General features: G+C 59.5%; 23 protein-coding genes. 7 read left to right on the forward strand and 16 right to left on the reverse strand.

Annotated features, from left to right (window positions below):
* Window positions 1-226: 226 nt before the first annotated feature.
* A complete protein-coding gene (locus tag ACTD9P_RS03945) occupies window positions 227-1,567 on the forward strand; it encodes a hemolysin family protein (protein WP_017135804.1) in 1,341 nt (446 codons plus the stop codon).
* A gap of 4 nt (window positions 1,568-1,571) precedes the next feature.
* Here the strand turns inward: ACTD9P_RS03945 and ACTD9P_RS03950 are convergent, their stop codons facing one another.
* From ACTD9P_RS03950 to ACTD9P_RS04000, 11 genes are all read right to left on the reverse strand, one after another.
* Window positions 1,572-2,243, reverse strand: coding sequence for a M23 family metallopeptidase (locus tag ACTD9P_RS03950; RefSeq protein WP_438866781.1), 672 nt, complete (start codon window positions 2,241-2,243; stop codon window positions 1,572-1,574).
* Between the two features lie 53 nt (window positions 2,244-2,296).
* Window positions 2,297-2,596, reverse strand: a complete 300-nt coding sequence (locus ACTD9P_RS03955) for a helix-turn-helix domain-containing protein (RefSeq protein WP_438866782.1) — start codon at window positions 2,594-2,596, stop codon at window positions 2,297-2,299.
* 4 nt (window positions 2,597-2,600) lie between these two features.
* A complete protein-coding gene (locus ACTD9P_RS03960; protein WP_200431084.1) occupies window positions 2,601-2,924 on the reverse strand; it encodes a type II toxin-antitoxin system RelE/ParE family toxin in 324 nt (107 codons plus the stop codon).
* Between the two features lie 187 nt (window positions 2,925-3,111).
* The gene (locus ACTD9P_RS03965; RefSeq protein WP_438866783.1) at window positions 3,112-4,008 is read right to left on the reverse strand and encodes a response regulator; all 897 of its coding nucleotides are present in this window, start codon (window positions 4,006-4,008) and stop codon (window positions 3,112-3,114) included.
* A gap of 168 nt (window positions 4,009-4,176) precedes the next feature.
* A complete protein-coding gene (gene phoU, locus ACTD9P_RS03970) occupies window positions 4,177-4,938 on the reverse strand; it encodes a phosphate signaling complex protein PhoU (protein WP_053258703.1) in 762 nt (253 codons plus the stop codon).
* Between the two features lie 111 nt (window positions 4,939-5,049).
* On the reverse strand, window positions 5,050-5,883 hold the full coding sequence (gene pstB / locus ACTD9P_RS03975) for a phosphate ABC transporter ATP-binding protein PstB (protein ID WP_134659483.1): 834 nt from the start codon (window positions 5,881-5,883) through the stop codon (window positions 5,050-5,052).
* Window positions 5,884-6,074: 191 nt separating this feature from the next.
* Window positions 6,075-7,745 (reverse strand): phosphate ABC transporter permease PstA, encoded by a 1,671-nt coding sequence (gene pstA, locus ACTD9P_RS03980; protein WP_017135800.1) that lies wholly within the window; start codon window positions 7,743-7,745, stop codon window positions 6,075-6,077.
* Window positions 7,746-7,760: 15 nt separating this feature from the next.
* Window positions 7,761-9,794, reverse strand: coding sequence for an ABC transporter permease subunit (locus ACTD9P_RS03985; protein WP_438866834.1), 2,034 nt, complete (start codon window positions 9,792-9,794; stop codon window positions 7,761-7,763).
* A gap of 522 nt (window positions 9,795-10,316) precedes the next feature.
* Entirely contained in the window at window positions 10,317-11,306 is a 990-nt protein-coding gene (locus ACTD9P_RS03990; RefSeq protein WP_003213401.1) for a phosphate ABC transporter substrate-binding protein PstS, read from the reverse strand.
* A gap of 321 nt (window positions 11,307-11,627) precedes the next feature.
* Window positions 11,628-12,917 carry an MFS transporter gene (locus tag ACTD9P_RS03995; RefSeq protein WP_017135797.1) on the reverse strand — a complete coding sequence of 430 codons (1,290 nt, stop codon included), beginning with the start codon at window positions 12,915-12,917 and terminating at the stop codon, window positions 11,628-11,630.
* 102 nt (window positions 12,918-13,019) lie between these two features.
* On the reverse strand, window positions 13,020-14,309 hold the full coding sequence (locus tag ACTD9P_RS04000; RefSeq protein WP_438866784.1) for an MFS transporter: 1,290 nt from the start codon (window positions 14,307-14,309) through the stop codon (window positions 13,020-13,022).
* Between the two features lie 384 nt (window positions 14,310-14,693).
* Here ACTD9P_RS04000 and ACTD9P_RS04005 point away from each other — a divergent pair, with 384 nt between their 5' ends.
* Complete coding sequence (locus ACTD9P_RS04005) at window positions 14,694-15,098, forward strand: acyl-CoA thioesterase (protein WP_003176975.1); 405 nt, start codon at window positions 14,694-14,696, stop codon at window positions 15,096-15,098.
* A gap of 58 nt (window positions 15,099-15,156) precedes the next feature.
* Complete coding sequence (locus ACTD9P_RS04010; protein ID WP_438866785.1) at window positions 15,157-16,056, forward strand: D-hexose-6-phosphate mutarotase; 900 nt, start codon at window positions 15,157-15,159, stop codon at window positions 16,054-16,056.
* A gap of 121 nt (window positions 16,057-16,177) precedes the next feature.
* On the opposite strand, the gene ACTD9P_RS04015 is transcribed toward ACTD9P_RS04010, so the two are convergent.
* The 4 genes from ACTD9P_RS04015 to purE all read right to left on the reverse strand — a co-directional run bounded on the left by ACTD9P_RS04015 (window position 16,178) and on the right by purE (window position 18,732).
* Window positions 16,178-16,714 (reverse strand): DUF3299 domain-containing protein, encoded by a 537-nt coding sequence (locus ACTD9P_RS04015; RefSeq protein WP_200431080.1) that lies wholly within the window; start codon window positions 16,712-16,714, stop codon window positions 16,178-16,180.
* A 77-nt stretch (window positions 16,715-16,791) separates the two neighbouring features.
* The gene (locus ACTD9P_RS04020) at window positions 16,792-17,037 is read right to left on the reverse strand and encodes a GlsB/YeaQ/YmgE family stress response membrane protein (RefSeq protein WP_058424295.1); all 246 of its coding nucleotides are present in this window, start codon (window positions 17,035-17,037) and stop codon (window positions 16,792-16,794) included.
* A gap of 105 nt (window positions 17,038-17,142) precedes the next feature.
* The gene (locus ACTD9P_RS04025; RefSeq protein WP_438866786.1) at window positions 17,143-18,228 is read right to left on the reverse strand and encodes a 5-(carboxyamino)imidazole ribonucleotide synthase; all 1,086 of its coding nucleotides are present in this window, start codon (window positions 18,226-18,228) and stop codon (window positions 17,143-17,145) included.
* A gap of 12 nt (window positions 18,229-18,240) precedes the next feature.
* Complete coding sequence (gene purE / locus ACTD9P_RS04030) at window positions 18,241-18,732, reverse strand: 5-(carboxyamino)imidazole ribonucleotide mutase (RefSeq protein WP_003195648.1); 492 nt, start codon at window positions 18,730-18,732, stop codon at window positions 18,241-18,243.
* Window positions 18,733-19,116: 384 nt separating this feature from the next.
* On the opposite strand from purE, the gene ACTD9P_RS04035 reads away from it, so the two are divergent.
* Window positions 19,117-20,973: a zinc metalloprotease gene (locus ACTD9P_RS04035; RefSeq protein WP_438866787.1), complete on the forward strand. Its 1,857-nt coding sequence runs from the start codon at window positions 19,117-19,119 to the stop codon at window positions 20,971-20,973.
* 60 nt (window positions 20,974-21,033) lie between these two features.
* Here the strand turns inward: ACTD9P_RS04035 and ACTD9P_RS04040 are convergent, their stop codons facing one another.
* Complete coding sequence (locus ACTD9P_RS04040) at window positions 21,034-21,942, reverse strand: LysR substrate-binding domain-containing protein (protein ID WP_438866788.1); 909 nt, start codon at window positions 21,940-21,942, stop codon at window positions 21,034-21,036.
* A gap of 182 nt (window positions 21,943-22,124) precedes the next feature.
* On the opposite strand from ACTD9P_RS04040, the gene aspA reads away from it, so the two are divergent.
* The 3 genes from aspA (at window position 22,125) to ACTD9P_RS04055 (ending at window position 26,440) form a co-directional block, all read left to right on the forward strand.
* The gene (gene aspA / locus ACTD9P_RS04045; RefSeq protein ID WP_438866789.1) at window positions 22,125-23,549 is read left to right on the forward strand and encodes an aspartate ammonia-lyase; all 1,425 of its coding nucleotides are present in this window, start codon (window positions 22,125-22,127) and stop codon (window positions 23,547-23,549) included.
* 391 nt (window positions 23,550-23,940) lie between these two features.
* Complete coding sequence (locus ACTD9P_RS04050) at window positions 23,941-25,386, forward strand: alanine/glycine:cation symporter family protein (RefSeq protein WP_438866790.1); 1,446 nt, start codon at window positions 23,941-23,943, stop codon at window positions 25,384-25,386.
* Between the two features lie 76 nt (window positions 25,387-25,462).
* The gene (locus ACTD9P_RS04055; protein ID WP_438866791.1) at window positions 25,463-26,440 is read left to right on the forward strand and encodes an asparaginase; all 978 of its coding nucleotides are present in this window, start codon (window positions 25,463-25,465) and stop codon (window positions 26,438-26,440) included.
* The last annotated feature ends 28 nt before the right edge of the window (window positions 26,441-26,468 follow it).

Raw genomic sequence — 26,468 nt, forward strand, 5'->3', positions numbered from 1 at the left:
CGAAGGCGGTGGGTCAGCTATGAATGTGTTGACTGACCCACCGCTTTCGCGAGCAAGCCCGCTCCCACATTGGTCATGCAGCGTGTTGACGAATGCTTTCCAGGCCCCGCCCGGCAGCGGGCACTAGGCAAGCGCTCCGTCAGCCGCTACATTGGCCGACTTGCGCCTGCCTTTCAGGCCAACCTGTCACCCCTTATTGAACACACGGAACCTGCAAAACCCCATCATGGACCCTTCCCCTGGTATCACCCTCGCGACACTCTTCGCCGACTTCGGCATGATTCTTTTTGCACTGATCCTGGTACTGCTCAACGGTTTCTTCGTTGCGGCGGAATTTGCCATGGTCAAGCTGCGCGCCACCCGGGTCGAGGCCATCGCCCACAAGAACGGCTGGCGCGGGCAGATCCTGCGCACCGTGCACAGCCAGCTCGACGCCTACCTGTCGGCCTGCCAATTGGGTATTACCCTCGCCTCCCTGGGCCTGGGCTGGGTCGGTGAACCGGCCTTTGCGCACATCCTCGAGCCATTGCTGGGCGCCATCGGCGTGCAATCGCCTGAAGTGATCAAGGGCGTGTCGTTCTTTGCCGCCTTCTTCGTGATTTCCTACCTGCACATCGTGGTCGGTGAATTGGCCCCCAAGTCCTGGGCCATTCGCAAACCCGAGCTGCTGTCGCTGTGGACGGCGGTGCCGCTGTACTTGTTCTACTGGGCCATGTACCCGGCGATCTACCTGCTCAACGCCAGCGCCAACGCCATCTTGCGTATCGCCGGCCAAGGCGAGCCTGGCCCGCACCATGAGCACCATTACAGCCGCGAAGAACTCAAGCTGATCCTGCACTCCAGCCGTGGCCAGGACCCAAGCGACCAAGGCATGCGCGTACTGGCTTCGGCCGTGGAAATGGGCGAGCTGGAAGTGGTGGACTGGGCCAACTCCCGCGAAGACCTGGTAACCCTGGACTTCAACGCCCCGCTCAAGGAAATCCTTGCGCTGTTCCGCCGCCACAAATTCAGCCGTTACCCGGTGTATGACGCTGATCGCAACGAGTTTGTCGGCCTGCTGCACATCAAGGACCTGCTGCTGGAACTGGCGGCCCTGGACCACATTCCCGAGTCGTTTAACCTGGCCGAGCTGACCCGCCCGCTGGAGCGCGTATCACGGCACATGCCGCTGTCGCAGCTGCTGGAGCAGTTCCGCAAAGGCGGCGCGCACTTTGCCCTGGTGGAAGAAGCCGACGGCAAAGTCATCGGCTACCTGACCATGGAAGACGTGCTGGAAGTGCTGGTCGGCGATATCCAGGACGAACACCGCAAGGCCGAGCGCGGCATCCTCGCCTATCAGCCAGGCAAACTGCTGGTGCGTGGCGACACGCCGCTGTTCAAGGTCGAGCGCCTGCTGGGCGTGGACCTGGACCACATCGAAGCCGAAACCCTGGCGGGCTTGATCTACGACACGCTCAAACGCGTGCCGGAAGAGGAAGAAGTGCTGGAAGTTGAAGGCTTGCGCATCATCATCAAGAAGATGAAAGGGCCGAAGATCGTACTGGCCAAGGTGTTGTTGCTGGATTGACGCCTTAATTGCCCAACGCAAAGTTGGGCAATTTGCCAAGCGCCTGGTTGAACTCATACGGAATCGAAACCAGCCCCGCCTCGGAAGCCTTCTGCACCACAAAGTGCAGGTGCGGCCCACTGCTGTTGCCGGTATTGCCCGACAACGCCAGCGCGCTTCCCACCGCCACACGCTGCCCTGCCCTTACGCTGACCGAACCTTGCTTGAGGTGCAGGTACACGCCCTCGGTGCCGTCATCGTGGCGTATGCGCACGAAATTTCCTGAGGCATCACCCCCACGCCCCGCCTGCTGGTTTTCCGTCTTCACCACCACCCCGCTACGCGCCGCAATGATCGGCGTGCCTTCCGGCATGGCGATGTCCATGGCGTAGCGGCTCTTTGCGTCGGTGTGGCTGAAACTGCCGTTAGGGCCTTGGGTCAAGCGGAATGGTCCGCCGCGCCAGGGGAAAGGGTAGCGATAGGCTTGCTGTGGATAACTTGATTGGGGCATATCCGGCACCGGGCGTTTGGCCCGTTCCAGCCTGCGCTCCTGCATCACAAACGCCTGGGCGCCAGGGGTTTGCCGGTCGCTGAAAGACACCACGCCATTGGCATCGGTGGATTTGTAGAGGGTCATGGCCAGGGTCGAAGTGCAAACCGAGGCCAGCCCGCAGAACAGGACTAGGCGAATGAACATGGCGTACCTGCCGGGATGACTGAACGGCAGGCTAGCAAGGGTTGATGACAGCTCTAAGCGGGCAATGCGGTAAAGCAGATATCCACATTCATCCGGGCGGCGGCCGACAGGTTGACCAGCGCATCGAGGGAAAACTTGTCGATCTTACCGTTGAGCATGTCGTTCAAGCGCGGCTGACTGATACCGAGCCTTTGGGCCGCGTCTTTCTGAGAAAGCTCCCAACTGCGGATGGCGTTGCACAACTCCAACAGTAATTTTGAGCGCAGGCGCATATTGGCGGCTTGTTGGGGCGTGTCTTCCAGAGCATCCCAGACGCTGCTGAAACTTTCGATGTGAATTTTTGAGTCTGTCATGGGCTTAACCTATCTCCTGCAATCTGGCACGAGCCAGTTCGATATCCCGCCCTTCGGTTTTCTGTGTGGTCTTGCGCAGCGCGTGCAGCACATAGACGGCTTCCGGCCGATTGACCACGTAGAACACTCGAAACGCTCCCGATTCCTCAGTGATCCGAATTTCGCTGACGCCCCTCCCGATAGTCTTCATCGGCTTGCAATCAAAAGGCTGTTCACCCTGTTGCAATAGATCCAACTGAAAGCCGGCAGCCCTTCGGGCGTCGAGAGGGAATTCTTTGAGATCCTTGAGCGAGCTTCCTAGAAACACCACATCCTTGTGCCTTGGCATTGGCTTCTCCTTTCCTGGAAAGAAGAAGCCTAATCGACGATTCAGCCAGAGGCGTTACGGGTGTGTTTCAAGGCATAGCAAAGGCTCGATAACACTGACGCGTTATCGAGAGACTATATCGAAACAGATATAAATCAAGCGGCCCAGCGGGAATCAGACGGTCGGTCGATTCCCTTACCTCAGGCGATTAGGCACCCGGCACAAAGTGCTTCTGCGCCGTACCGCGCGCGATCAGGCGGGAGATGTAGTCGAGCTTTTGCGCATCCTGGTCGATAAACCGGAAAGTCAGTTGCAGCCAGTCGCTGTCAGGCCGTGGCTCGTAGGCGACGACAGCGTGCAGGTAGCCGTTAAGGCGCGCGACTTCGGCGCTTTCGCCTTGTTCAAGGTCGAGTACGGCGCTTTCCAGTACCTGGGGCAGCACTTCGCCGCGACGCACCACCAGCAGCGCCTCCTTGATGCTCAGCGCCTTGATAACGCATTGCTGGTTGCCGCTGGACAGTCGCAACTGGCCTTGGCCACGACCACCGGCGGGTGACGCGGCAGGGGCTGCAACAGGCGGGCTGTTGAGCAGACCTTTGCTCGGTGCAGCAACCGGCGCCGCTTTGACCGCTTCGGGCTTGCCGCCGGTCAGGGCGCTCAGAGAGTCGTTGCCGAAGGCCGAGTTCATCTTGGTCGGCGCGCTGGCGATCAGGGCGTCGAGGCGGCCGATCTTGTGCAACGCCTGCTTGACCTTGTTCAACAGTTGCTCGTTGGTGAACGGCTTGCTGACGTAACCGGAAACCCCGGCCTGAATCGCCTGCACCACGTTTTCCTTGTCGCCACGGCTGGTCACCATCACAAACGGCATGGCCTTCAGATGGGCTTGCTCACGGCACCAGGTCAACAGTTCAAGGCCGGACATCTCAGGCATTTCCCAGTCGCACAGCACCAGGTCGAAGGTCTCGCGCATCAGGATGGATTGCGCCTTTTTGCCGTTCACCGCGTCTTCAATCTTGATGCCCGGGAAGTAGTTGCGCAGGCACTTCTTCACCAAATCGCGGATAAACGAGGCGTCGTCCACCACCAATACACTGACTTTACTCATCGACCCTTCATCCTATTAAAACGCCGGCATGCAAAACGCCTGACTGATGGCATTTTGCCAAAACCCGCTGGTCACAGAAGGACTTTATTGCGCCTGCTGTGCAAAAAATTCAGATGCCGCAAACGAAAACGCCCGACCAAAGGCCGGGCGTTAATGTCTCGGGCAACCTTACTTATCGTCAGATTCGCCCGGAACATTAGGGATTTGATCGGCCGTGCCTTCAACTTCGGCTTTCATGCGCTTGAGGCCCATGTGCCGCACGTCGGTACCGCGCACCAGGTAAATCACCAGTTCCGAGATATTACGGGCGTGGTCGCCGATACGTTCCAGGGAACGCAGCACCCAGATGATGTTCAAGACCCGCGAGATAGAGCGCGGGTCTTCCATCATGTAGGTGGCCAGCTCGCGCAGTGCGGTCTTGTATTCGCGGTCGATGGTCTTGTCGTATTGCGCCACCGACAGTGCCAGTTCGGCGTCGAAGCGGGCGAACGCGTCCAGCGCATCGCGCACCATATTGCGCACCTGGTCGCCGATGTGACGCACTTCCACATAACCGCGTGGCGCTTCGCCTTCTTCGCACAGCTGGATAGCGCGGCGGGCGATTTTGGTGGCTTCGTCGCCGATACGCTCCAAATCGATTACCGACTTGGAGATGCTGATGATCAAACGCAGGTCGGAGGCCGCCGGCTGGCGACGGGCCAGAATGCGCAGGCATTCTTCGTCGATGTTGCGTTCCATCTGGTTGATCTGGTCATCGATCTCGCGCACTTGCTGGGCCAGGCCCGAGTCGGCCTCGATCAGCGCGGTGACCGCATCGTTGACTTGCTTCTCCACCAGCCCGCCCATCGCCAGGAGGTGGCTGCGCACTTCCTCAAGCTCGGCGTTGAACTGCGCGGAGATGTGGTGGGTAAGGCCTTCTTTGCTAATCATGGGTTTGCTCCGCAAAAGCTGTAAGCCGCAAGCTACAAGCTGCAAGCTGATGTGTGTCGTTGATCAAACTGCTTCCACTTGCCGCTTGAAACTTGCGGCTTGCAGCTGGGGCTAGCCGTAACGACCGGTGATGTAGTCTTCGGTCTGCTTCTTCGCCGGGTTGGTGAACAAGGTGTCGGTGTCGCCGAATTCCACCAGCTTGCCCATGTACATGAACGCGGTGTAGTCGGAAACCCGCGCCGCCTGTTGCATGTTGTGGGTCACGATGACGATGGTGAACTTGGACTTGAGTTCGTAGATCAGCTCTTCGACTTTAAGTGTCGAGATCGGGTCGAGTGCCGAGCAGGGTTCGTCGAGCAGCAACACTTCCGGCTCCACGGCGATGGTACGGGCGATCACCAGACGCTGCTGCTGGCCGCCGGACAGGCCGAGTGCCGAGTCGTGCAGGCGGTCTTTGACCTCGTCCCACAGCGCCGCGCCTTTCAAGGCCCACTCAACGGCTTCGTCGAGGATGCGCTTTTTGTTGATGCCCTGGATGCGCAGGCCATACACCACGTTTTCGTAGATGGTCTTGGGGAACGGGTTCGGCTTCTGGAACACCATGCCCACGCGGCGACGCAGCTCGGCCACGTCCTCGCCCTTGCGGTAGATGTTGCTGCCGTACAGGTTGATCGCGCCTTCTACGCGGCAACCGTCAACCAGGTCGTTCATGCGGTTGAAGGTGCGCAGCAGCGTGGACTTGCCGCAGCCGGACGGGCCGATAAAGGCGGTCACGCGCTGCTTGGGGATGTTCATGCTGACATCGAACAGCGCCTGCTTTTCGCCGTAGTACAGGCTCAGACCCGGCACTTCGATGGCCACGGTTTCCTGGGCCAGGCTCAGGCTCTGCTTGTCGCGACCCAGGGCTGACATGTTGATGCCGTGGGTATGGGTTTCATGTTGCATGGGATGCTCCCTGTGCTACCAATTCGTTTGGTTGAACCGCCGGGGCGGTTTACTCAAAAATCTGCGTGTTACGCGGTCGAGTGTGGGAGCGGGCTTGCTCGCGAAAGCGGAGGTTCAGCCAGCAAACAGGTTTCTGATACACCGCATTCGCGAGCAAGCCCGCTCCCACATTTAGTCCGCGCTCACTTCAATTAACTGTCCAGTGCTTTGTATTTTTCGCGCAGGTGGTTACGAATCCACACCGCCGACAAGTTCAGCGTCGCAATCACCAGCACCAGCAACAGCGCGGTGGCGTACACCAGCGGGCGTGCCGCTTCGACGTTGGGGCTCTGGAAGCCGACGTCATAAATATGGAAGCCCAGGTGCATGATCTTCTGGTCCAGGTGCAGGTACGGGTAGTTGCCATCCAGCGGCAGCGACGGTGCCAGCTTGACCACACCCACCAGCATCAGCGGCGCCACTTCGCCAGCGGCGCGGGCCACGGCGAGGATCATGCCGGTCATCATCGCCGGGCTGGCCATCGGCAGCACGATCTTCCACAGCGTTTCCGCCTTGGTCGCGCCCAGTGCCAGGGAACCTTCACGCACGGTACGAGGAATCCGCGCCAAACCTTCTTCGGTGGCCACAATCACCACCGGTACGGCCAGCAGCGCCAGGGTCAGCGAGGCCCACAACAGGCCCGGTGTACCGAAGGTCGGTGCCGGCAGGGCTTCGGCGAAGAACAGGCGGTCAACCGAGCCACCCAGTACATATACGAAGAAGCCCAGGCCAAACACGCCGTAAACGATGGCCGGTACGCCAGCCAGGTTGTTCACCGCGATACGGATAATGCGGGTCAGCGTGTTCTGCTTGGCGTATTCACGCAGGTACACCGCCGCCAGCACGCCGAACGGGGTCACGATCATCGCCATGATCAGGGTCATCATCACGGTGCCGAAAATAGCCGGGAAGATCCCGCCTTCAGTGTTGGCTTCCCGTGGGTCGTCGCTCAAGAACTCCCAGACCTTGCTGAAGTAGAAACCCACCTTGGTCAGGGTGCCCATGGCGTTCGGCTGGTAGGCGTGCACCACTTTGCCGATGCCGATTTCGATTTCTTTGCCGTTACCGTCGCGGGCCGTGAGGCTGTCACGGTTGAACTGGGTGTGCAGGTCGGCCAGGCGCGCTTCGATGTCCTGGTAACGAGCATTCAACTCGGCGCGGCCGGAGTCCATATCAGCCTGGGCGGCAGCGTCTAGCTTGCCTTCCAGCTCCAGCTTGCGGCCGTGCAGGCGGATACGCTCCAGGCCTGCGTTGATCGCGCCGATGTCGGTTTTTTCCAGGCTCTTGAGCTGGGCCGCCAACTTGTTCACACGGTCGACGCGGGCTTGCAGCTCCGGCCATGCGGCTTCGCCTTCGGCGATCACCTTGCCATCTTGCTTGACGTTGACCAGGGTGCCGTAGAAGTTGCCCCACTCGCGACGCTCAATGGCCATCAGGTTCTTCGGTGTAGTCTGGTCTTTCAACCACTCGCCGACGATCCAGGTGAAGTCGTTGCCATTCAAGTCGCGGTTACCGACCTTGATCAGCTCGCGGGTCATGAATTCCGGGCCTTGGTCCGGCACCGGCAGGCCCGCACTTTTCAGGCGCTCGCGCGGCACTTCTTCTTTCTGCACCACTTCGCCGATGACGATATGGTTTTCCTGGCCAGGCACGCTGTAGTTGGCCTGGATCAGGTCGGCCGGCCAGAAGTGGCCCAGACCACGCACGGCAATCACGGCCAGCAAACCAATGGTCATGATGACCGCGATGGACACCGCGCCACCGCTGATCCAGACGCCAGGGGCGCCGCTCTTGAACCATCCATTCAGGGAGTTCTGTTTCACAGACTTCTACCTTTCTTAAAGCGACGAGTATTTCTTGCGCAGACGCTGACGGATCAGCTCGGCGAGGGTGTTCATGATGAAGGTGAACAGCAGCAGCACCAGCGCCGAGAGGAACAGCACGCGGTAGTGACTGCCACCGACTTCCGACTCAGGCATCTCCACCGCAACGTTGGCCGCCAATGTGCGCAGGCCTTCGAACAGGTTCATCTCCATCACCGGCGTGTTACCGGTGGCCATCAGCACGATCATGGTTTCACCCACTGCGCGGCCCATGCCGATCATCAGTGCGGAGAAGATGCCTGGGCTGGCGGTCAGGATCACCACGCGGGTCATGGTCTGCCATGGCGTGGCGCCCAGGGCCAACGAGCCCAGGGTGAGGCCGCGCGGCACGCTGAACACGGCGTCTTCGGCGATGGAGTAAATGTTCGGGATCACCGCAAAGCCCATGGCCAGGCCGACTACCAGGGCGTTGCGCTGGTCGTAGGTGATGCCCAAGTCGTGGGAGATCCACATGCGCATGTCGCCGCCGAAGAACCAGGTCTCCAGGTACGGGCTCATGTACAGCGAGAGCCAGCCCACAAACAGGATCACCGGGATCAGGATCGCGCTTTCCCAGCCATCTGGAACCCGCAGGCGGATCGACTCAGGCAAACGGCTGAAGACAAAACCGGCGACCAGGATGCCAATCGGCAGCAACATCAGCAGGCTGAAAATCCCCGGTAAGTGCCCTTCTACATACGGCGCCAGGAACAGGCCGGCGAAGAAGCCGAGGATCACCGTCGGCATTGCTTCCATCAGCTCGATCACCGGCTTGACCTTGCGGCGCAGGCTCGGGGCCATGAAGTAAGCGGTGTAGATTGCAGCGGCAACCGCCAGTGGCGCCGCCAGCAACATGGCGTAGAACGCGGCCTTCAAGGTGCCGAAGGTCAGCGGGGCCAAACTCATTTTGGGTTCGAAGTCGGTGTTGGCGGCGGTCGATTGCCAGACGTACTTAGGCTCGTCGTAGTTTTCGTACCAGACCTTGCTCCACAGCGCGCTCCAAGACACTTCCGGGTGCGGGTTGTCGAGCAGCAGCGGTTGCAGCTTGCCGCCGGCTTCGACGATCACGCGGTTGGCGCGTGGCGACATGCCGAACAGGCCTTGGCCATCCACCACCGGATCGACCAGCAGGGTGCGATGCGCAGTGCTGTGGAACACGCCGAACTTGCCGGACGCGTCCAGGGCGGTGAAGCCTTTGCGACGCTCCTCGGCGGTGATTTCGACGATAGGCGCGGTGCCCATCTGGAAGGTGCGGATCTGCTTCAGGCGTTGCTCGCCGTCCGGGTCACGAGCCATGAACCACTGGGCCAGGCCACCCTTGGAGTTACCGACGATCAGCGAGATACCGCCCACCAACTGAGTGCTGGCGGTGATTTCGGCGGCGCCGTCTTCCAGCAGTTTGTAGCGACCGTTGAGGCTGTTGTCGCGCAGGCTGAAGACGTCGGCGAGGGCGCGGCCGTTGATCACATACAGCCACTGCTGGCGTGGGTCGACGAAAATCGCCTTCACCGGCTCAGTCATTTGCGGCAGCTCGATGCGCTTCTGCTCGCTGGTGACTTCACCGGTCATCATGTTTTCTTCGCGGCTCAGGCTCAGTACGTTCAAAAACGAACCAGCAGAGCCTGCAACTACCAGCGACGAATCGGTGGCGTTGAGCGCGACGTGCTCCAGCGGGCGGCCCTGCTCGTCAAGGACGATAGGCGTTTCGCCGTAAGGGTATTCAATGGCCGGCGTAATGGTCTTTTTGCCGTCCGGGTACGACACTTTATAGGTGTGGCGGAACACCAGGGACTGGCCATTGGACAAACCGAGGATCACCAACGGGCTGCCTGGCTGGTCTTTGCCGATCGAGGCCACAGTGGCGCCCGCAGGCAATGGCAGGTCGACACGTTTCAGCTCGGCACCGGTGCTCACGTCAAAGAACAGCGCCTGGCCCTTGTCGGAAACCCGCATGGCGACTTGGTTCTGTTCTTCGAGGGAGATCATCAACGGCTTGCCGGCATCCTGCATCCAGGCGGGTGTCAGCGCGTCTTCCTTGGTCAGCGAAGCACCTTGGAACAGTGGCGCGACTACATAGGCCAGGAAGAAGAAGATCAGGGTAATTGCGCCGAGCACGGCGAGGCCGCCGATCAACACGTACCAACGGGTCAGGCGATCTTTGAGCGCGCGAATGCGGCGCTTGCGTTGCAGCTCAGGCGTATTGAAATCAATACGCTTGGGGGGAGAAGTCGTCGTCATGGTGGAATTGGCCAGATCATTCATGCGCACACCCTAGCGATCCTGTATGACAGAAAGATGACAATGCAGTGACGCAACAAAACCGCCGCGTAGCAGAGCTGGCAGCGGATTAAAGAATTAGAGGTGTAGACGGGCTTGAAGAGTAAGGGATTACTGTGGCGAGCAAGCTTGCTTGCGCTGGGGGGCGAAGCGCCCCCAAGGCTTGCGACTGCTACGCAGTCGAACGGGAGCAAGCTCCCTCGCCACAGCAAGCCCGCTCCCACAGGGCCCGCTGCTACATCAGGTATTGCAGGCTTACTTACCGCCTTCTTTCAAGCCCAGGTCAGCCAGTGCCTTGGCGGCAACTTTGGCTGGCAGTGGGATGTAACCGTCTTTCACTACTACTTCCTGGCCCTGCTTCGACAGCACCAGTTTCACGAACTCAGCTTCCAGCGGGGCCAGAGGCTTGTTCGGGGCTTTGTTGACGTACACGTAGAGGAAACGCGACAGCGGGTATTTGCCGTTCAGGGCGTTTTCTTCGCTGTCTTCGATGAAGTCAGTGCTGCCTTTTTTGGCCAGAGCCACGGTCTTCACGCTAGCGGTTTTGTAGCCGATACCCGAGTAACCGATGCCGTTCAGCGAGGAGCTGATCGACTGCACGACCGAAGCCGAGCCTGGTTGTTCGTTGACGTTTGGCTTGTAGTCGCCTTTGCACAGGGCTTCTTCTTTGAAGTAGCCGTAGGTGCCGGATACCGAGTTACGACCGAACAGTTGAACTGGCTTGTTGGCCAGGTCGCCGGTCACACCCAGGTCACCCCAGGTTTTAACGTCGGCTTTAGCACCGCACAGACGCGTCGAGGAGAAGATCGCGTCGACTTGTTCCATGGTCAGGTGCTGGATCGGGTTGTCCTTGTGCACGAACACAGCCAGGGCATCCACGGCAACCGGGATAGCGGTTGGCTTGTAGCCGTACTTCTGCTCGAAGGCAGCCAGTTCGGTGTCCTTCATCTTGCGGCTCATCGGGCCCAGGTTAGAGGTGCCTTCAGTCAGCGCAGGAGGTGCAGTGGCGGAGCCGGCGGCCTGAATCTGGATGTTGACGTTCGGGTATTCCTTTTTGTAACCCTCGGCCCACAGGGTCATCAGGTTAGCCAGGGTATCGGAACCGACGCTGGACAAGTTGCCCGACACACCAGTGGTCTTAACGTAAGCCGGGATTGCCGGATCAACACCAGCGGCCACCGCGTTGGCGGTCGCAACGCCAGCAGCGACAAAAGTCATTGCCGCCATCAAACGTTTCAGTTTCATGCCTTGCTCCTAGCAGATAGGGATAGTTGGATCGGGGCCAAGTATCGGTAGGCCGTGTGAACACTCTATGTCTGGAATATGACAATTAGATGAAAGGCCAGTATTTATGAAAAACCTGACAGGAAGGGGAAAGTGCAATAAATCCGGGGCTTGCGAGGAGGTTTAGGCGCTTGGAGCGATGTTTCAGAAACACTCTGTAATCGTTGGCAGAACCAAAACCCTGTGGCGAGGGAGCTTGCTCCCGCTGGACTGCGCAGCAGTCCCATTTTTGGGGCCGCTACGCGACCCAGCGGGAGCAAGCTCCCTCGCCACAGGGTTACATCAGCGCCCGCGCTTCCACAGGTAACCGCCCACCGCCATCCCCATCACACACAGGACAGCCACGTAGTAAGCAGGCCCCATCGGGCTTTCCTTCATGAGAAGCGACACCGCCAGCGGCGTCAGACCACCAAATACGGCGTAGGCAACGTTGTAGGAAAACGACAATCCACTGAAGCGCACCACAGGCGGGAATGCTTTCACCATCACGTAAGGCACTACACCGATGGTGCCCACGAACAGGCCGGTCAATGCGTACAACGGGAACAGCCAGTCCGGGTGGGCCATCAGGCTGTGATACAGCGTCCAGGAGGTGGCCAGCAACAACGCGCAACCGGTGACCAAAACGCGACCGGCACCAAAACGGTCAGCCAGCGCGCCGGAAGCGATACAGCCCAGGCTCAGCGTAACGATCGCCAGGCTATTGGCTTGCAACGCCACGGTCGGGCTGAAGTGGTAGACGGTTTGCAGCACGGTCGGGGTCATCAGGATGACCACAACCACACCCGCCGACAGCAACCATGTCAGCAGCATCGACAGCACAATAGCGCCGCGGTGGTCACGCAGTACCGCGCGCAATGGCAGCTCGGCAGCCAGGGTTTTGCGCTGCTGCATCTCAGCGAAGATCGGTGTTTCATGCAGCCAGCGGCGCAAGTACACCGACAGCAGGCCGAACACACCGCCCAGCAGGAACGGGATACGCCACGCGTAATCCGAGACCTGCTCCGGGGTATAGAGGGTGTTGATGGCGGTCGCCACCAGCGAACCCAGCAAAATACCGGCGGTGAGGCCGCTGGTCAGGGTGCCGCAGGCATAGCCAATGTGGCGCGGCGGCACGTGTTCGGAAACAAACACCCAGGCGCCCGGTACTTCGCCGCCAATGGCGGCGCCCTGGATAACGCGCATCAGCAGCAACAGCAGCGGCGCCCACAGGCCGATCTGTGCGTAGGTCGGCAGCAGGCCCATGATCAGGGTCGGCACGGCCATCATGAAGATGCTCAGGGTGAACATTTTCTTGCGGCCCAGCAGGTCACCGAAGTGCGCCATGATGATGCCGCCCAGCGGGCGTGCCAGGTAGCCGGCAGCGAAGATGCCGAAGGTCTGCATCATGCGCAGCCATTCGGGCATGTCGACGGGGAAGAACAGCTTCCCGACCACCGTGGCGAAAAACACGAAGATGATGAAGTCGTAGAATTCCAGCGCCCCGCCCAAGGCAGACAGCGACAGGGTTTTGTAGTCGTTGCGGGTCAGCGGGCGCGAAGGTTGCGCACTGCTTGCAGGCACGGAGGACATGGCAAGGCTTCTCTTATTGTCAGAACGGCGAACGCGAGACCCCGGCAAGCGCCGGGGTCGGTTCGGCACGATAACAAATCGCCCGCAAAAGCACAGCGTTGCTTAACGCCCGCGTTTCCACAGGTAGGCACCGACAGCCATGCCCATCACGCACACCAGCGCCACATAGTAAGCCGGGCCCATCGGGCTCTCTTTGAGCAGCAGTGACACGAATACCGGGCTCAGGCCGCCCAATACCGCATAGGCCAGGTTGTAGGAAAACGACAGGCCACTGAAACGCACTGCGGGTGCAAAGCCGGTGACCATCACAAACGGCGCCGCCGTCACCGTGCCCACGAACAGGCCGGTCAGCGTATAGAGCGGGAATAGCCACTCTGGGTGAATCGCCAGGCTGGCATACAGCGCCCAGCACATCACCATCAAGCCGAAGCAGCCAAACACCAACACCCGGCCCGCACCAATGCGATCGCAGAGCTTGCCGGCAATCACCAGGCCCAGCGCCATGCTGACAATCGCCAGGCTATTGGCCTGCAGCGCGGTTTTGGCCGCGAAGTGGTAAACGCCTTGCAGCAGCGCGGGCGTCATCAGGATCACCACCACGACGCCAGCCGACAGAAACCAGGTCATCAACATCGACAGCACGATCGACTCACGGCTCTCGCGCAGCACCGTGCGCAACGGCACCTCCCGCGACAATGCCTTGCGCTGCTGCAACTCGGCGAATACCGGCGTTTCATGCAGCCAGCGGCGCAAGTACACCGACAACAGCCCGAACACGCCACCCAGCAGGAACGGTAGGCGCCACGCGTAATCCGCCACCTGCTCCGGGCTATACGTGCTGTTAATGCCTGTGGCGACCAGCGAGCCGAGCAAAATCCCCAGGTTCAGGCCCACCGACAACACGCCCACCGCATAACCGATGCGTTTGGCCGGCACGTGCTCAGCCACAAAGATCCACGCGCCCGGCACCTCACCACCAATCGCCGCGCCCTGGATCATGCGCATCAACAGCAAAAGTACCGGCGCCAACAGGCCGACTTGGGCATAAGTCGGCAACAGGCCGATGGCCAGGGTCGGCAGCGCCATCAAGAAGATGCTCAAGCTGAACATCTTTTTGCGCCCCAGCAGGTCGCCGAAATGCGCCATGACGATGCCGCCCAACGGGCGAATCAGGTAGCCGGCGGCAAAAATGCCGAAGGTTTGCACCAGGCGCATCCACTCGGGCATGTCCGGCGGGAAAAACAGCTTGCCCACCACCGCAGCAAAAAATACGAAGATGATGAAGTCGTAAAACTCCAGGGCGCTGCCCAAGGCGGACAGCGCCAAGGTTTTGTAGTCAGTGCGCGTCAACGGACGGGCAGCTTGCACGGCGCTCGCGGGAAAGGTGGGCATATCGGGCTTCTCTTCTAAAGGTGCTGACCCGGATAACAGCCCAGATGCCGCAAATATTCCCGGCGATAAGCACAGTTTCTGCAAAAAGCCGCGATACAGAGCAGATTTGCCGACCAAATGAGCTTGCAGAGGTCGTCGCCGCCACAGGGTCTCGATATACTCGGCCCGTGCAAGCGCCAAACCCGCTGTCTTGAGGGGCTGCTGTGCCAAAACGTTGTTGGATGACCTTAAGGGTGTGTACCAGCCGTTTTGGCAGAGTTTCCCTTTAGTGCGCCTTACGAGAAACGTATCGAGCGGTGTAGGTTGGTGCTGAAACGTTTTTCCAGAAGACGGCTATCCACTTGAAACACCCATGAAGCGTCACGGGTCAGAGGCACCCTCGGCATGATCGAACTCGAACAAGAAGATCCAATCCCGCAAGGCGATCTCGCCCTGCAAATCACCGCGCTGCCGCGTGAAACCAATGGTTTTGGCGATATCTTCGGCGGCTGGCTGGTCGCGCAGATGGACCTCGCGGGCACGGCCATGGCCAGCAAGGTCGCCGGTGGCCGCGTGGCTACCGTAGCGATTGATCGCATGGCGTTCCTGGTGCCCGTGGCGGTTGGCGCGCAGCTATCTTTCTATACCCAGGCCCTGGAAATCGGCCGCAGTTCGATCCAGATGATGGTCGAAGTGTGGAGCGACGACCCGCTGTCCAGTGAATGGCGCAAAGTTACCGAGGCGGTGTTCGTGTTCGTCGCCATCGATGGCAGCGGCCGCACGCGTTCGGTGCCGTCACGCGCGCGTTAAACCTCGTCGGGTTTTGACGGTCAATTGCCCCATTGCCTGCCATTGAAGAGTGCTTTGTATGCCTGTGCCCCACGTAGAAACCGTGCAAATCGACGAGCTGGACTGCTGGCGCATTCGCCACAACGGCGCTGAATTGATGGTGGCCCAACAGGGCGCGCACATTTTCAGTTACCAGCGCCAGGGTGAACAGCCGCTGATCTGGCCGAACCCTGACGCGCAGTTCAAGCAGGGCAAAGGCATCCGCACCGGCGTACCGGTGTGCTGGCCGTGGTTTGGCGTGTTCGACCGCAACCCTCAAAGCGTCAAGGCGATGCGCCAGAGCGAGCAACCGGCCGGTGCCCATGGTTTTGTGCGCACGGCACTGTGGGCATTGGCGACGAGCGAACTCGAAGGCCAAGCGCTGCGGGTGGATCTGGTGCTGCCAGTTCCCGAGGGCGGCTTCCCCGGCTGGCCGCATCAGGTCGACCTGACACTGAGCCTGCTGTTGGACGATCAACTGCACATCCGCCTCACCAGCCACAACCGCGGCACCGATACCGTGACACTCAGCCAGGCGCTGCACACTTACTTCGCCGTGAGTGACGTGCGCAAAGTGCAGGTCGAAGGGTTGGATGGCCTCGCGTATATCGACACTGCCGATGGCTGGGCCGAGAAGAAGCAATCCGGCCTGCTGCACTTCAGCGCCGAGACTGACCGTATCTACCTGGATACACCGGCGCGATTGAATATTGTTGATAAAGACTGGCAGCGTCGTATCCAGCTCACTAGCCAGGGTTCGAACTCGACGGTGATCTGGAACCCCTGGACCGAACGCGCCAAAGCGTTTGACGACATGGCCGATGATGGCTGGCAGAGCATGCTGTGCATCGAGACGGCGAATGTGCTGGATGATGTGGTGAGCTTGGCGCCGGGCGAAAGCCATACTTTGGGCGTGAGCATTACCGGTATCGGCCTATAAACCCAATCAAAAATGTGGGAGCGGGCTTGCTCGCGAATGCGGTGGACCAGTCAAAGTTATATTGACTGACACTACGCCTTCGCGAGCAAGCCCGCTCCCACATTGGGTTCTGCGTCATGATCTAGAGATCGGATTCTTTTACGGCCCTGACCTTCCCCGCATCCAGCGCATACGCCGCATCTGCCAGGTCATTGTTAACCTTCTCGACCTTCAACGTGCCCGTCACCCACAGCGGCGTGTAGATATCATCCAGCTTCAGCCCCTTGGGATAACGCACCAGCACCAACTGGTTAGGCGGCGGTGGCGGCACGTGGATGCACGCGCCTGGGTACGGCACCAGGAAGAACAAAGTGCTGCGGCCCTTGGCGTCGGTTTCCAGCGGCACCGGGTAGCCGCCGATGCGAATGTTCTTGCCGTTCATGGCGGCCACGGTCTTGGTCGAGTACATCACCGCCGGCAAGCCTTTGCTTTGTTTCAAGCCACCTTTGTCGGTGAACGTGCCTTGGGCTTCGGGGGAGTTGTGGTCGATCTCGGGCATGGCTTCGAGGGCTTTCTGGTCTGAAAGCGGCATCAGGTCGAGCCAGTCTGTTTCCGGCAGTTCGCCGGCGTGCGCCAGGCCAGAGCCCAACAGGAGGAGTGTGAATAGAAGGCGGCGCATAAAAAGCTCGGCAAGTTCAGATGCCGAGCATTCTAGCCCTCTGCGCCTGCGCAGCGCAGAGGGCTTTGTCGCTTAGATCATTTCTTTTTCAGCAGGCCGTAGATCACCAGCAGCACGATGGCGCCGATCAGCGCGCCGAGGAAGCCCGCGCCTTGGCCCGCCTGGTAGATGCCCAGGGCCTGACCACCGTAGGTGGCGACCAGGGAACCTGCGATACCCAGCAGGATGGTCATGATCCAGCCCATGCTGTCGTCGCCAGGCTTGAGGAAACGCGCCAGCAGGCCGACGATCAAGCCGATAAAGATGGTTCCGATGATACCCATGGCATTTCCCTCTGAATGAAGTGAACTACACCAAAGCCTAGTCAGACTTTAGCGTCCTGCAATCAGAGAGGCAGCGGTAACCAATGGTTCCCGCCGCCCTCAAGGTTATTGCTCGGCGATCAGTGCTTCGACCTTGAGGATCTGCGCCTCAAGGGTCGCACGGTCCTTGCAGCGCAGGTTGGCGTGGCCAACTTTACGCCCGACCTTGAACGCCTTGCCGTAGTGATGCAGGTGGCAGTCATCAATGGCGATGACTTTTTCTACCGGTGGCACTGCACCGATAAAGTTGAGCATGGCGCTCTCGCCGACCTTGGCCGTGGAGCCCAACGGCAAGCCCGCCACCGCCCGCAGGTGGTTTTCGAACTGGCTGCACTCGGCGCCTTCGGTGGTCCAGTGCCCGGAGTTGTGCACGCGCGGGGCGATTTCGTTGGCCTTGAGGCCGCCGTCGACTTCAAAGAACTCGAACGCCATCACGCCGACATAATCCAGCTGCTTGAGTACGCGGCTGGAATAGTCTTCGGCCAGGGCCTGCAACGGGTGGTCGGTGCTGGCCACGGACAGCTTGAGGATGCCGCTGTCGTGAGTGTTGTGCACCAACGGGTAGAAGCGGGTCTCGCCATCACGGGCGCGCACGGCGATCAGCGACACTTCACCGGTGAACGGCACAAAGCCTTCCAGCAGGCAGGCAACGCCGCCCAGTTCGGCAAAAGTGCCGACCACGTCAGCAGCGGTGCGCAGGACTTTCTGGCCCTTGCCGTCGTAACCCAGGGTGCGGGTTTTAAGCACGGCCGGCAGGCCGATATTGGCAACGGCGGCGTCCAGGTCCGCTTGGGACTGGATATCGGCGAAGGCCGGGGTCGGAATGCCCAGGTCCTTGAACATGCTCTTCTCGAACCAGCGGTCGCGAGCGATGCGCAAGGCTTCGGCGCTCGGGTACACCGGCACGAACTGCGACAGGAAGGCCACGGTTTCGGCCGGGACGCTTTCGAATTCGAAGGTCACCAGGTCGACTTCATCGGCCAGTTGGCGCAGGTGGTCGGGGTCGCTGTAGTCAGCGCGCAGGTGTTCACCCAGGGCCGCCGCGCAGGCGTCGGGCGCCGGGTCCAGGAAAGCGAAGTTCATCCCCAGCGGGGTGCCCGCCAAGGCCAGCATGCGACCCAGTTGGCCGCCACCGATTACACCGATTTTCATCAATCAATACCTTCAGGCGATACGTGGGTCTGGATTGTCCAGCACGCTGTCTGTCTGCTCAGCACGGAATTTTTTCAGCACCGCGTGAAACTGCGGGTGCTTGGCGCCCAGGATGCTGGCGGACAGCAACGCGGCGTTGATCGCGCCGGCCTTGCCGATCGCCAGGGTGGCCACCGGGATACCGGCCGGCATCTGCACGATGGACAACAGCGAATCCACGCCCGAGAGCATCGACGACTGCACCGGTACACCGAGCACCGGCAGGTGGGTCTTGGCCGCGCACATGCCTGGCAGGTGCGCCGCACCGCCGGCACCGGCGATGATGACCTCGATGCCACGGGATTCTGCTTCATCGGCATACTGGAACAGCAAATCCGGGGTGCGGTGGGCAGAGACCACTTTCACTTCATACGGAATGCCGAGTTTTTCCAGCATATCGGCGGTGTGGCTAAGGGTGGACCAATCGGACTTGGAGCCCATGATCACGCCAACCAATGCACTCATCGTCGTGCCTCTTCTCTCTGGGCGCCCGCAGGCGCGTCAAAAAACAACAAGCCACGCGGGAAATCCGGCGTGGCTTGGTGTACGAATTAAGGCCGGTTGGACCGGCCGAAGGCCGCGCAGTATACCGTAATAATCCAGATAAACAGCCCCTGGAATGACCATCTGTCTTACACGGTTAAAACACACCATCTTGTCTTGCGGGTCAACAAACCGAGCCCTCTCTACAAGCAAAACATCTTCGCCTCCTTTCTGATTTTTATTCGGTAAACGGCAGACGGTTACGACAACCTCTGATGCTTAATCGCCAAGACACCTTATAACGAGAACTTTATTCTATTAACGGTTTTATAAAACCCTTTAAATAGAATGTTAAGGATAACAAGTATGACGCTCCCTAGCCCCTCCCTGCCATCGGCTGAAAGCATCACAACGATGGAAATGCCCCTGCCGGCATTTATATTGCGCAGGCTGAACGAAAACGTAAGACATACACTGACTGATTTCCCCGACTTCATAACGGGTGCATTCGTATTACTGAACCAAGCCCTCGAACCTTTCTTAAATGAGGCCACGCTCGATGAGATTGTCTTCCTCACCTCGCAAGCGCACTCAGACAACGCGCCAATACCGAGCGAAAATAAACTGATCGCTATTATCCATTCAATACTATTCTTCGATTCGGCACCGACAAGCTACAACAGTGACTGTGTTTTTCTCAGCACAGGAGGCCCCAGGCCACATCTGCTATCAATCGACTATCAAACTGTCATCCACGCAGTCCTGTTTAAACTCAAGGGTATCAACTACTACCTGGATCTGGTCGACAACTTCTGGACCGCCCCTCACAAAGCATTGCCACTCACCAACAAAGACTATGTCGCCAACGCCATGGCCGTGCAATTACAATGCGCCAGAAGCGTGAGAGCAGCGGATAGCTCTCTTAACCTGGAAAGTGCTTCTTTACTTTTACGCCTTGCCGATTTAAACATCCTACCCGCGGGGTGCTTCTATAAGATATCGCTTACACTACCAGCGTCAGAATCCCAGCCTGACATTCCGCTCACCGGCGCCTTTTTGATCACACTGAAACCTGAAAACCACATCGGTGATAAGAATCCCTGCGTACTGTATATGCCCCGAATTAAAATTCAGCAGTTTGATTCTGTTGCCATGGTCAAGAATTATCTGGCTATTTACCTTATCAATCCACAGATAGAAAAAAACCCACTGTTTCCGTGCATCGCCTTTAGTCAGCGCGCTGCCACTTATCGCCTGATCACTCAAGGGAAATTGGATGAGCAGAACATCCGCCTGGCCAGCTTTTCAACGGATCAATTATTCTTCAGTGACTACATCCAGGGGCTGATCGACCAACAAAAACAAAATCTCATCCATATGTGGTCAGTGGTGGATCACCCGCCCATCCCGCCCGAACACTTGCAGAACACCCTGCCTCGTTATTGGATAGATCACCAAGACTTCGATTTTTTCGGCGACGCTCTGAAGAACCATGTGCTGACTGCACTGGAGGCCCATATAACCGCAGGAGTACCAGAGAATAATCAACCCGCTAACGTACCGGAGACGCCTCCCACCGCAATCGCAGAAAACGAGAAAAAGCCGTTACGACCGATAAAACTACACATCATTCTTCACCAGGATCTCGAATTTAACACCTGGGAATTTTTATCGGACCTTTATTTTAAACAGTCATTCAAAATATATACCTTTGCCTCAATAAAAAAAGATTATTTTTCTTGGGTGATTGATGAAATTGAACAATCATCAGGTCGCACTGTTGAACTCATAGAAATAAAAAAGGAGTCCGCACCCGAACTGTATAAATTCAAATACCACTCGGACACCACTCTCGACTCCAGCACCCGATGGGTGAATGCGGTGACTGAATATTTAAATAAAACATCGCAAACTACGTCCCCCCTCGACAAGTTCATCCTGCTCACTCGCCATATCCCGGTCCCAAGTGTGGCACAGGGGTTCGCCAATAAAATCGGAGGTCAATTTGCAATCGCAACACTCCGAGACTACAAAGTAGCCGCACATGAAATAGGGCACATGCTGGGTGCGGACCATGACGCAGCAGAGATTATCTACAATGGCTGGTGGAACGAGACAACCATGAGTACACCAGACGAATTCTCAGGTTTTCGCCTCAATGCCTATCGCTTCAGTGACAGTAACAGAGAAGCCATCAAAACTTACCTCAGCCAGTTCGATTGATTAATCGCAATTGCCCATCTGAATAAAGGTGAAGGCCCAACCCAATGGTCTTCAACCTTTTCAAACTGGACTCGCCGCCCCACCTTCCAGCTTGCGCCACAGCAACCGTACGTTCGCCTTGCGCACCAACGCGCAGCGATACAGGCGAATCTCCAGCGGCACATGCCATTGCGGGCCGCCGCACACCACCAGTTCGCCGCGAGCCAGTTCGGCACGTACGCTCAGCTGCGGTACCCAGGCAATGCCCAGGCCTTCCAGGGCCATGCTCTTGAGACTGTCTGCCATGGCAGTTTCGTAAATGGTGGTGAAACGCAGGGCGCGCTGTCGCAACAGCAAATTTACCGAGCGACCGAGAAAGGCGCCGGCACTGTAGGCGAGCAGCGGCACACTGCCCTCGCCTTCGAGGTCAAACAACGGCTTGCCATCGGCATCGGCGGCGCACACCGGGAGCATCTCGGTGTTGCCCAAATGCAGCGACGGGAAGATTTCCGCGTCCATCTGCATGGCCGCATCCGGGTCGTAGAACGCCAGCATCAGGTCACAGCCGCCTTCGCGCAGGGCGTGCACCGCATCGCCAACGTTGGTAGCAACCAAGCGCGTAGCGATGTTCAAGCCTTCGTTGCGCAGTTGCGCGATCCAGCGCGGGAAGAAGCCCAATGCCAGGGAGTGCGCGGCTGCCACTTGCATGACTTCGCCCTGCCCGCCTTCCAGATGATGCAAATGGCGCAGCACTTCACCGAGCTGTTCGACCACCGTGCGCGCGGTGACCAGGAACAACTGCCCCGCCGCCGTCAGCTCGACGGGCGTGCGCGAACGGTTGACCAACGTCAGTCCCAACGCGGCTTCCAGGCTGCGGATACGCCGGCTGAACGCCGGCTGGGTCACAAAGCGCCGCTCCGCTGCCTGGGAAAAGCTGCGGGTGGCCGCCAGGGCGCTGAAGTCTTCCAGCCATTTGCTCTCAAGGTTCATCACTTCCTCCCACGGGTATGCACCATTTTGGCACACACGCCCGCCATGATAACCGGGTCACACCTACATTATGCCGTTTGTGCATAGGCCAGTGCTTAACAGCATTGGCCCAAAAACTTCTACAAGCCTAGCATTCGCAGCGTTCCGGCCTGTTCCGGGTCCATATCGAGATGATTTCCGTCATGTCCTCCGCTGCATCATTCCGCACAGAAAAAGACCTGCTTGGCGTACTCGAAGTACCGACTCAAGCGTATTACGGCATCCAGACCCTGCGAGCGGTGAATAACTTCCGCCTCTCAGGCGTTCCGATTTCGCATTACCCGAAGTTGGTGGTCGGCCTGGCAATGGTCAAGCAAGCAGCCGCTGACGCCAACCGCGAGTTGGGCCAGCTCAGCGAAGCCAAGCACGCTGCCATCAGCGAAGCCTGTGCCCGTCTGATCCGCGGCGATTTCCACGAAGAGTTCGTGGTGGACATGATTCAAGGCGGCGCCGGCACTTCAACCAACATGAATGCCAACGAAGTCATCGCCAACATCGCGTTGGAGGCCATGGGCCACAACAAGGGCGAGTACCAGTACCTGCACCCCAACAACGACGTGAACATGGCGCAGTCGACCAACGACGCCTACCCCACCGCGATCCGTTTGGGTCTGCTGCTGGGGCATGACGCGCTGCTGGCCAGCCTCGACAGCCTGATCCAGGCGTTCGCCGCCAAAGGCGTCGAATTCAGCCACGTGCTGAAAATGGGCCGCACCCAATTGCAAGACGCCGTGCCGATGACCCTTGGCCAGGAATTCCGCGCCTTCGCCACCACCCTTGGTGAAGACCTGGCCCGCCTGAAAACCCTGGCGCCAGAGCTGCTGACCGAAGTGAACCTGGGCGGCACCGCCATCGGCACCGGCATTAACGCCGACCCGCGCTACCAAGCCCTGGCCGTACAACGCCTGGCGCTGATCAGCGGCCAGCCGCTGGTTCCGGCTGCCGACCTGATCGAAGCCACCTCCGACATGGGCGCCTTCGTACTGTTCTCCGGCATGCTCAAGCGTACCGCCGTGAAGCTGTCGAAGATCTGCAACGACCTGCGCCTGCTGTCCAGCGGCCCACGCACCGGCATCAACGAGATCAACCTGCCGGCTCGCCAGCCAGGCAGCTCGATCATGCCCGGCAAGGTCAACCCGGTAATCCCGGAAGCCGTGAACCAGGTTGCGTTCCAGGTTATCGGTAACGACCTGGCGCTGACCATGGCAGCCGAAGGCGGCCAGCTGCAGTTGAACGTGATGGAGCCGCTGATCGCTTTCAAGATCTTCGACTCGATCCGACTGCTGCAACGCGCCATGGACATGCTGCGCGAACACTGCATCGTCGGCATTACCGCCAACGAAGCCCGCTGCCGCGAACTGGTGGAGCACTCCATCGGCCTGGTCACCGCGCTTAACCCGTACATCGGCTATGAAAACGCCACCCGCATTGCGCGTATCGCCCTCGAAAGCGGCCGCGGCGTGCTGGAACTGGTGCGCGAAGAAGGCTTGCTCGACGACGCCATGCTCGACGACATCCTGCGCCCCGAAAACATGATTGCTCCACGTTTGGTCCCGCTGAAGGCCTAACGTTTGTTGCACCGCTCACCAGGTTGAGGGACTAGACACCTCTCACCTTTTGAGGGCCTGAAGGCTCGTTCTTCAGGCCCTTTTTTTTGCCTCAAGGTTGTGAAATGAAGCCCATAAAAACTCCAATATCGCCCTGCAAACCCTCCTTGCCTGCCACCGCCTGGCTGAAACCTTTAATCGCCCCGTGCAGACGGATCACGCTCGCCTAGGTATAGTGCCGCCCCTCTCGCGTGCGCGGCCGTCGGTAACGAGGCCCGAAAACAACGCGAAACCGCATGAATAACAACACCCGCAAAAGGATTGGGGTCGAACCGTCGCGCACTGCCTGGTGCTATGCGAGGGCTCGCACCGTCCTGCGTTTGCCATTAGAAAAATCAGCGAGGAACACTCCATGCTCGAAGTCATCAACGACTTCCTCTCAGGGAAAGTACTGATCGTGCTCATTGTCGGGCTCGGCGGTTATTTCACGATCCGCTCGCGTTTCGTGCAGTTGCGTCACTTTTTCCACATGTTCTCGGTGTTTAAAGACAGCCTGAAGAGCAGCTCCGGCCAGCTCAGTTCCTTCCAGGCACTGATGCTCAGCCTGGCCGGCCGCGTGGGTGCCGGTAACATCGCCGGTGTCGGCATTGCCGTGACCCTGGGTGGCCCGGGTGCCGTGTTCTGGATGTGGGTCACCGCGCTGGTGGGCATGTCTTCGAGCTTTATCGAGTGCTCCCTCGGCCAGTTGTACAAGCGTACTGACGCTGACGGCACCTACCGTGGTGGCCCGGCTTACTACATCCAGCACGGTCTGCAAAAACGCTGGCTGGGTATGGTCATCGCGTTCCTGTTGCTGGTGACCTTCGGGTTCGCCTTCAACGGCCTGCAAGCCCACGCCGTCACCCACTCGCTGAATAGCGCCTTCGGCCTGGACACCACCTACACCGGCCTGGCGCTGGCGGTATTGCTGGGCCTGGTGTTCATCGGCGGGATCAAGCGCATTGCGTCGATCGCCGATCTGCTGGTGCCGGTCAAGACCCTGGTCTACATCGCCGTGACCCTGTACGTGATCGTGCTGCAATTCGACCACGTGCCGGCCATGCTCGCGACCATCGTCAAGAGCGCTTTCGGCCTCGACCAAGCCTTCGGTGGCCTGGTGGGCAGCGCGATCATCATGGGTGTGAAACGCGGCGTGTTCGCCAACGAAGCAGGTTTAGGCAGTGCGCCCAACGTGGCAGCGGTGGCCTCGGTAGAACACCCGATCGCCCAAGGCGTGGTGCAAGCGTTCAGCGTGTTCCTCGACACGTTTGTGATCTGCACCTGTACCGCGTTGCTGATCCTGCTCTCCGGCTTCTACACCCCAGGCTTTGAAGGCGACGGCATTGCCCTGACCCAGAACTCCCTGGCGGCGGTAGTCGGTGACTGGGGCCGCATGTTCATCTCGGTGGCCCTGGCGTTGTTCGTGTTCACCTCGATCATGTACAACTACTACTTGGGCGAGAGCAACCTGCGCTTCCTGGTCGGCAACAACCGCAAGGTGTTGATGGGCTACCGTGCGCTGGTGCTGGTGCTGATTTTCTGGGGTTCCATCGAGAACCTGAGCACCGTGTTCGCCTTCGCCGACATCACCATGACGATGCTGGCGTTCGTCAACCTGTTCGCCCTGGCGTTCCTGTTCAAGATTGCCATGCGCATCCTCAATGACTACGACAACCAGCGCGCAGCGGGCATCAAGACGCCGGTGTTCGACTCCAGCCAGTTCCCCGACCTGGACCTGGACCGCAAGGCCTGGCCAGCTAACCCGGCAAAGCCGGAAGCAGTCGCCTCGGCTGAACTGAGCGCTCAAGCGCAACGTTAATCACCGCTAGATGACACGCCGCCCGGCCTTGGGCATGCTCTGGGCCCGGCGGCGTTTTTCGTTCAGGAGATTTTTCATGCAACCAGCTAACAACGTGATGGTGCTCTACACCGGCGGCACCATTGGCATGCAGGCCAGCGCCAACGGCCTGGCGCCTGCGTCGGGTTTTGAAGCACGCATGCGCGAACAGCTTGTCGATGCCGCGCTACCGGCCTGGTGTTTTCAAGAGATGTCGCCATTGATCGACAGCGCCAACATGACGCCCACTTACTGGCAGCATCTGCGCAGCGCCGTGGTCGAGGCCGTGGACGCAGGCTGCGATGCGGTGCTGATCCTGCACGGCACCGACACCCTGGCCTACAGCGCTGCAGCCATGAGCTTTCAACTGCTGGGCCTGCCGGCGCCGGTAGTCTTCACCGGCTCCATGCTGCCGGCCGGCGTGCCCGACAGCGATGCCTGGGAAAACGTCAGCGGCGCGTTGACGGCCTTGGGCGAAGGCCTGGCGCCGGGCGTGCAGCTGTACTTCCACGGCGCGCTGATGGCACCGACCCGTTGCGCAAAAATCCGCAGCTTCGGCCGCCACCCGTTTGCGGCCCTGCAGCGCAATGGCGGCGTCGCCCAGGCCGACATGATCCCGGCCGCCCTGCATTACCGCCAGCCCAAAGCCTTGGCCAATGTCGGCGTGTTGCCGCTGGTGCCGGGCATCGCCGCCGCGCAACTGAACGCGTTGATCGACAGCGGCATACAGGCGCTGGTGCTGGAATGCTTCGGCAGCGGTACCGGGCCGAGCGATAACCCTGAGTTTCTCGCCAGCCTTAAGCGTGCGCAGGATCAGGGCGTAGTCGTCGTGGCGATCACCCAATGCCATGAAGGCGGCGTGGAGCTGGACGTGTACGAAGCCGGCAGCCGCTTGCGTGGCGTGGGCGTGCTGTCCGGTGGCGGCATGACCCGCGAAGCGGCGTTCGGCAAGCTCAATGCCCTGCTCGGCGCCGGGCTTGAGGCCAGCGAAGTGCGCCGTCTGGTGGAACTGGACCTGTGCGGCGAACTGAGCTGACCGGCATGTAACTTGCTCCACTTCCAGC

Origin of the sequence: Pseudomonas onubensis, from assembly GCF_965653655.1 — a bacterium.
Taxonomy (GTDB): Bacteria; Pseudomonadota; Gammaproteobacteria; order Pseudomonadales; family Pseudomonadaceae; genus Aquipseudomonas.

What these genes read in the sequence shown, in the direction of transcription:
- ACTD9P_RS03945 (WP_017135804.1), top strand. Translation starts at nt 227, where the DNA reads ATGGACCCTTCCCCTGGTATCACCCTCGCGACACTCTTCGCCGACTTC.
- ACTD9P_RS03950 (WP_438866781.1), bottom strand. Translation starts at nt 2,243, where the DNA reads ATGTTCATTCGCCTAGTCCTGTTCTGCGGGCTGGCCTCGGTTTGCACT.
- ACTD9P_RS03955 (WP_438866782.1), bottom strand. Translation starts at nt 2,596, where the DNA reads ATGACAGACTCAAAAATTCACATCGAAAGTTTCAGCAGCGTCTGGGAT.
- ACTD9P_RS03960 (WP_200431084.1), bottom strand. Translation starts at nt 2,924, where the DNA reads ATGCCAAGGCACAAGGATGTGGTGTTTCTAGGAAGCTCGCTCAAGGAT.
- ACTD9P_RS03965 (WP_438866783.1), bottom strand. Translation starts at nt 4,008, where the DNA reads ATGAGTAAAGTCAGTGTATTGGTGGTGGACGACGCCTCGTTTATCCGC.
- phoU (WP_053258703.1), bottom strand. Translation starts at nt 4,938, where the DNA reads ATGATTAGCAAAGAAGGCCTTACCCACCACATCTCCGCGCAGTTCAAC.
- pstB (WP_134659483.1), bottom strand. Translation starts at nt 5,883, where the DNA reads ATGCAACATGAAACCCATACCCACGGCATCAACATGTCAGCCCTGGGT.
- ACTD9P_RS03985 (WP_438866834.1), bottom strand. Translation starts at nt 9,794, where the DNA reads ATGCAGGATGCCGGCAAGCCGTTGATGATCTCCCTCGAAGAACAGAAC.
- ACTD9P_RS03990 (WP_003213401.1), bottom strand. Translation starts at nt 11,306, where the DNA reads ATGAAACTGAAACGTTTGATGGCGGCAATGACTTTTGTCGCTGCTGGC.
- ACTD9P_RS03995 (WP_017135797.1), bottom strand. Translation starts at nt 12,917, where the DNA reads ATGTCCTCCGTGCCTGCAAGCAGTGCGCAACCTTCGCGCCCGCTGACC.
- ACTD9P_RS04000 (WP_438866784.1), bottom strand. Translation starts at nt 14,309, where the DNA reads ATGCCCACCTTTCCCGCGAGCGCCGTGCAAGCTGCCCGTCCGTTGACG.
- ACTD9P_RS04005 (WP_003176975.1), top strand. Translation starts at nt 14,694, where the DNA reads ATGATCGAACTCGAACAAGAAGATCCAATCCCGCAAGGCGATCTCGCC.
- ACTD9P_RS04010 (WP_438866785.1), top strand. Translation starts at nt 15,157, where the DNA reads ATGCCTGTGCCCCACGTAGAAACCGTGCAAATCGACGAGCTGGACTGC.
- ACTD9P_RS04015 (WP_200431080.1), bottom strand. Translation starts at nt 16,714, where the DNA reads ATGCGCCGCCTTCTATTCACACTCCTCCTGTTGGGCTCTGGCCTGGCG.
- ACTD9P_RS04020 (WP_058424295.1), bottom strand. Translation starts at nt 17,037, where the DNA reads ATGGGTATCATCGGAACCATCTTTATCGGCTTGATCGTCGGCCTGCTG.
- ACTD9P_RS04025 (WP_438866786.1), bottom strand. Translation starts at nt 18,228, where the DNA reads ATGAAAATCGGTGTAATCGGTGGCGGCCAACTGGGTCGCATGCTGGCC.
- purE (WP_003195648.1), bottom strand. Translation starts at nt 18,732, where the DNA reads ATGAGTGCATTGGTTGGCGTGATCATGGGCTCCAAGTCCGATTGGTCC.
- ACTD9P_RS04035 (WP_438866787.1), top strand. Translation starts at nt 19,117, where the DNA reads ATGACGCTCCCTAGCCCCTCCCTGCCATCGGCTGAAAGCATCACAACG.
- ACTD9P_RS04040 (WP_438866788.1), bottom strand. Translation starts at nt 21,942, where the DNA reads ATGAACCTTGAGAGCAAATGGCTGGAAGACTTCAGCGCCCTGGCGGCC.
- aspA (WP_438866789.1), top strand. Translation starts at nt 22,125, where the DNA reads ATGTCCTCCGCTGCATCATTCCGCACAGAAAAAGACCTGCTTGGCGTA.
- ACTD9P_RS04050 (WP_438866790.1), top strand. Translation starts at nt 23,941, where the DNA reads ATGCTCGAAGTCATCAACGACTTCCTCTCAGGGAAAGTACTGATCGTG.
- ACTD9P_RS04055 (WP_438866791.1), top strand. Translation starts at nt 25,463, where the DNA reads ATGCAACCAGCTAACAACGTGATGGTGCTCTACACCGGCGGCACCATT.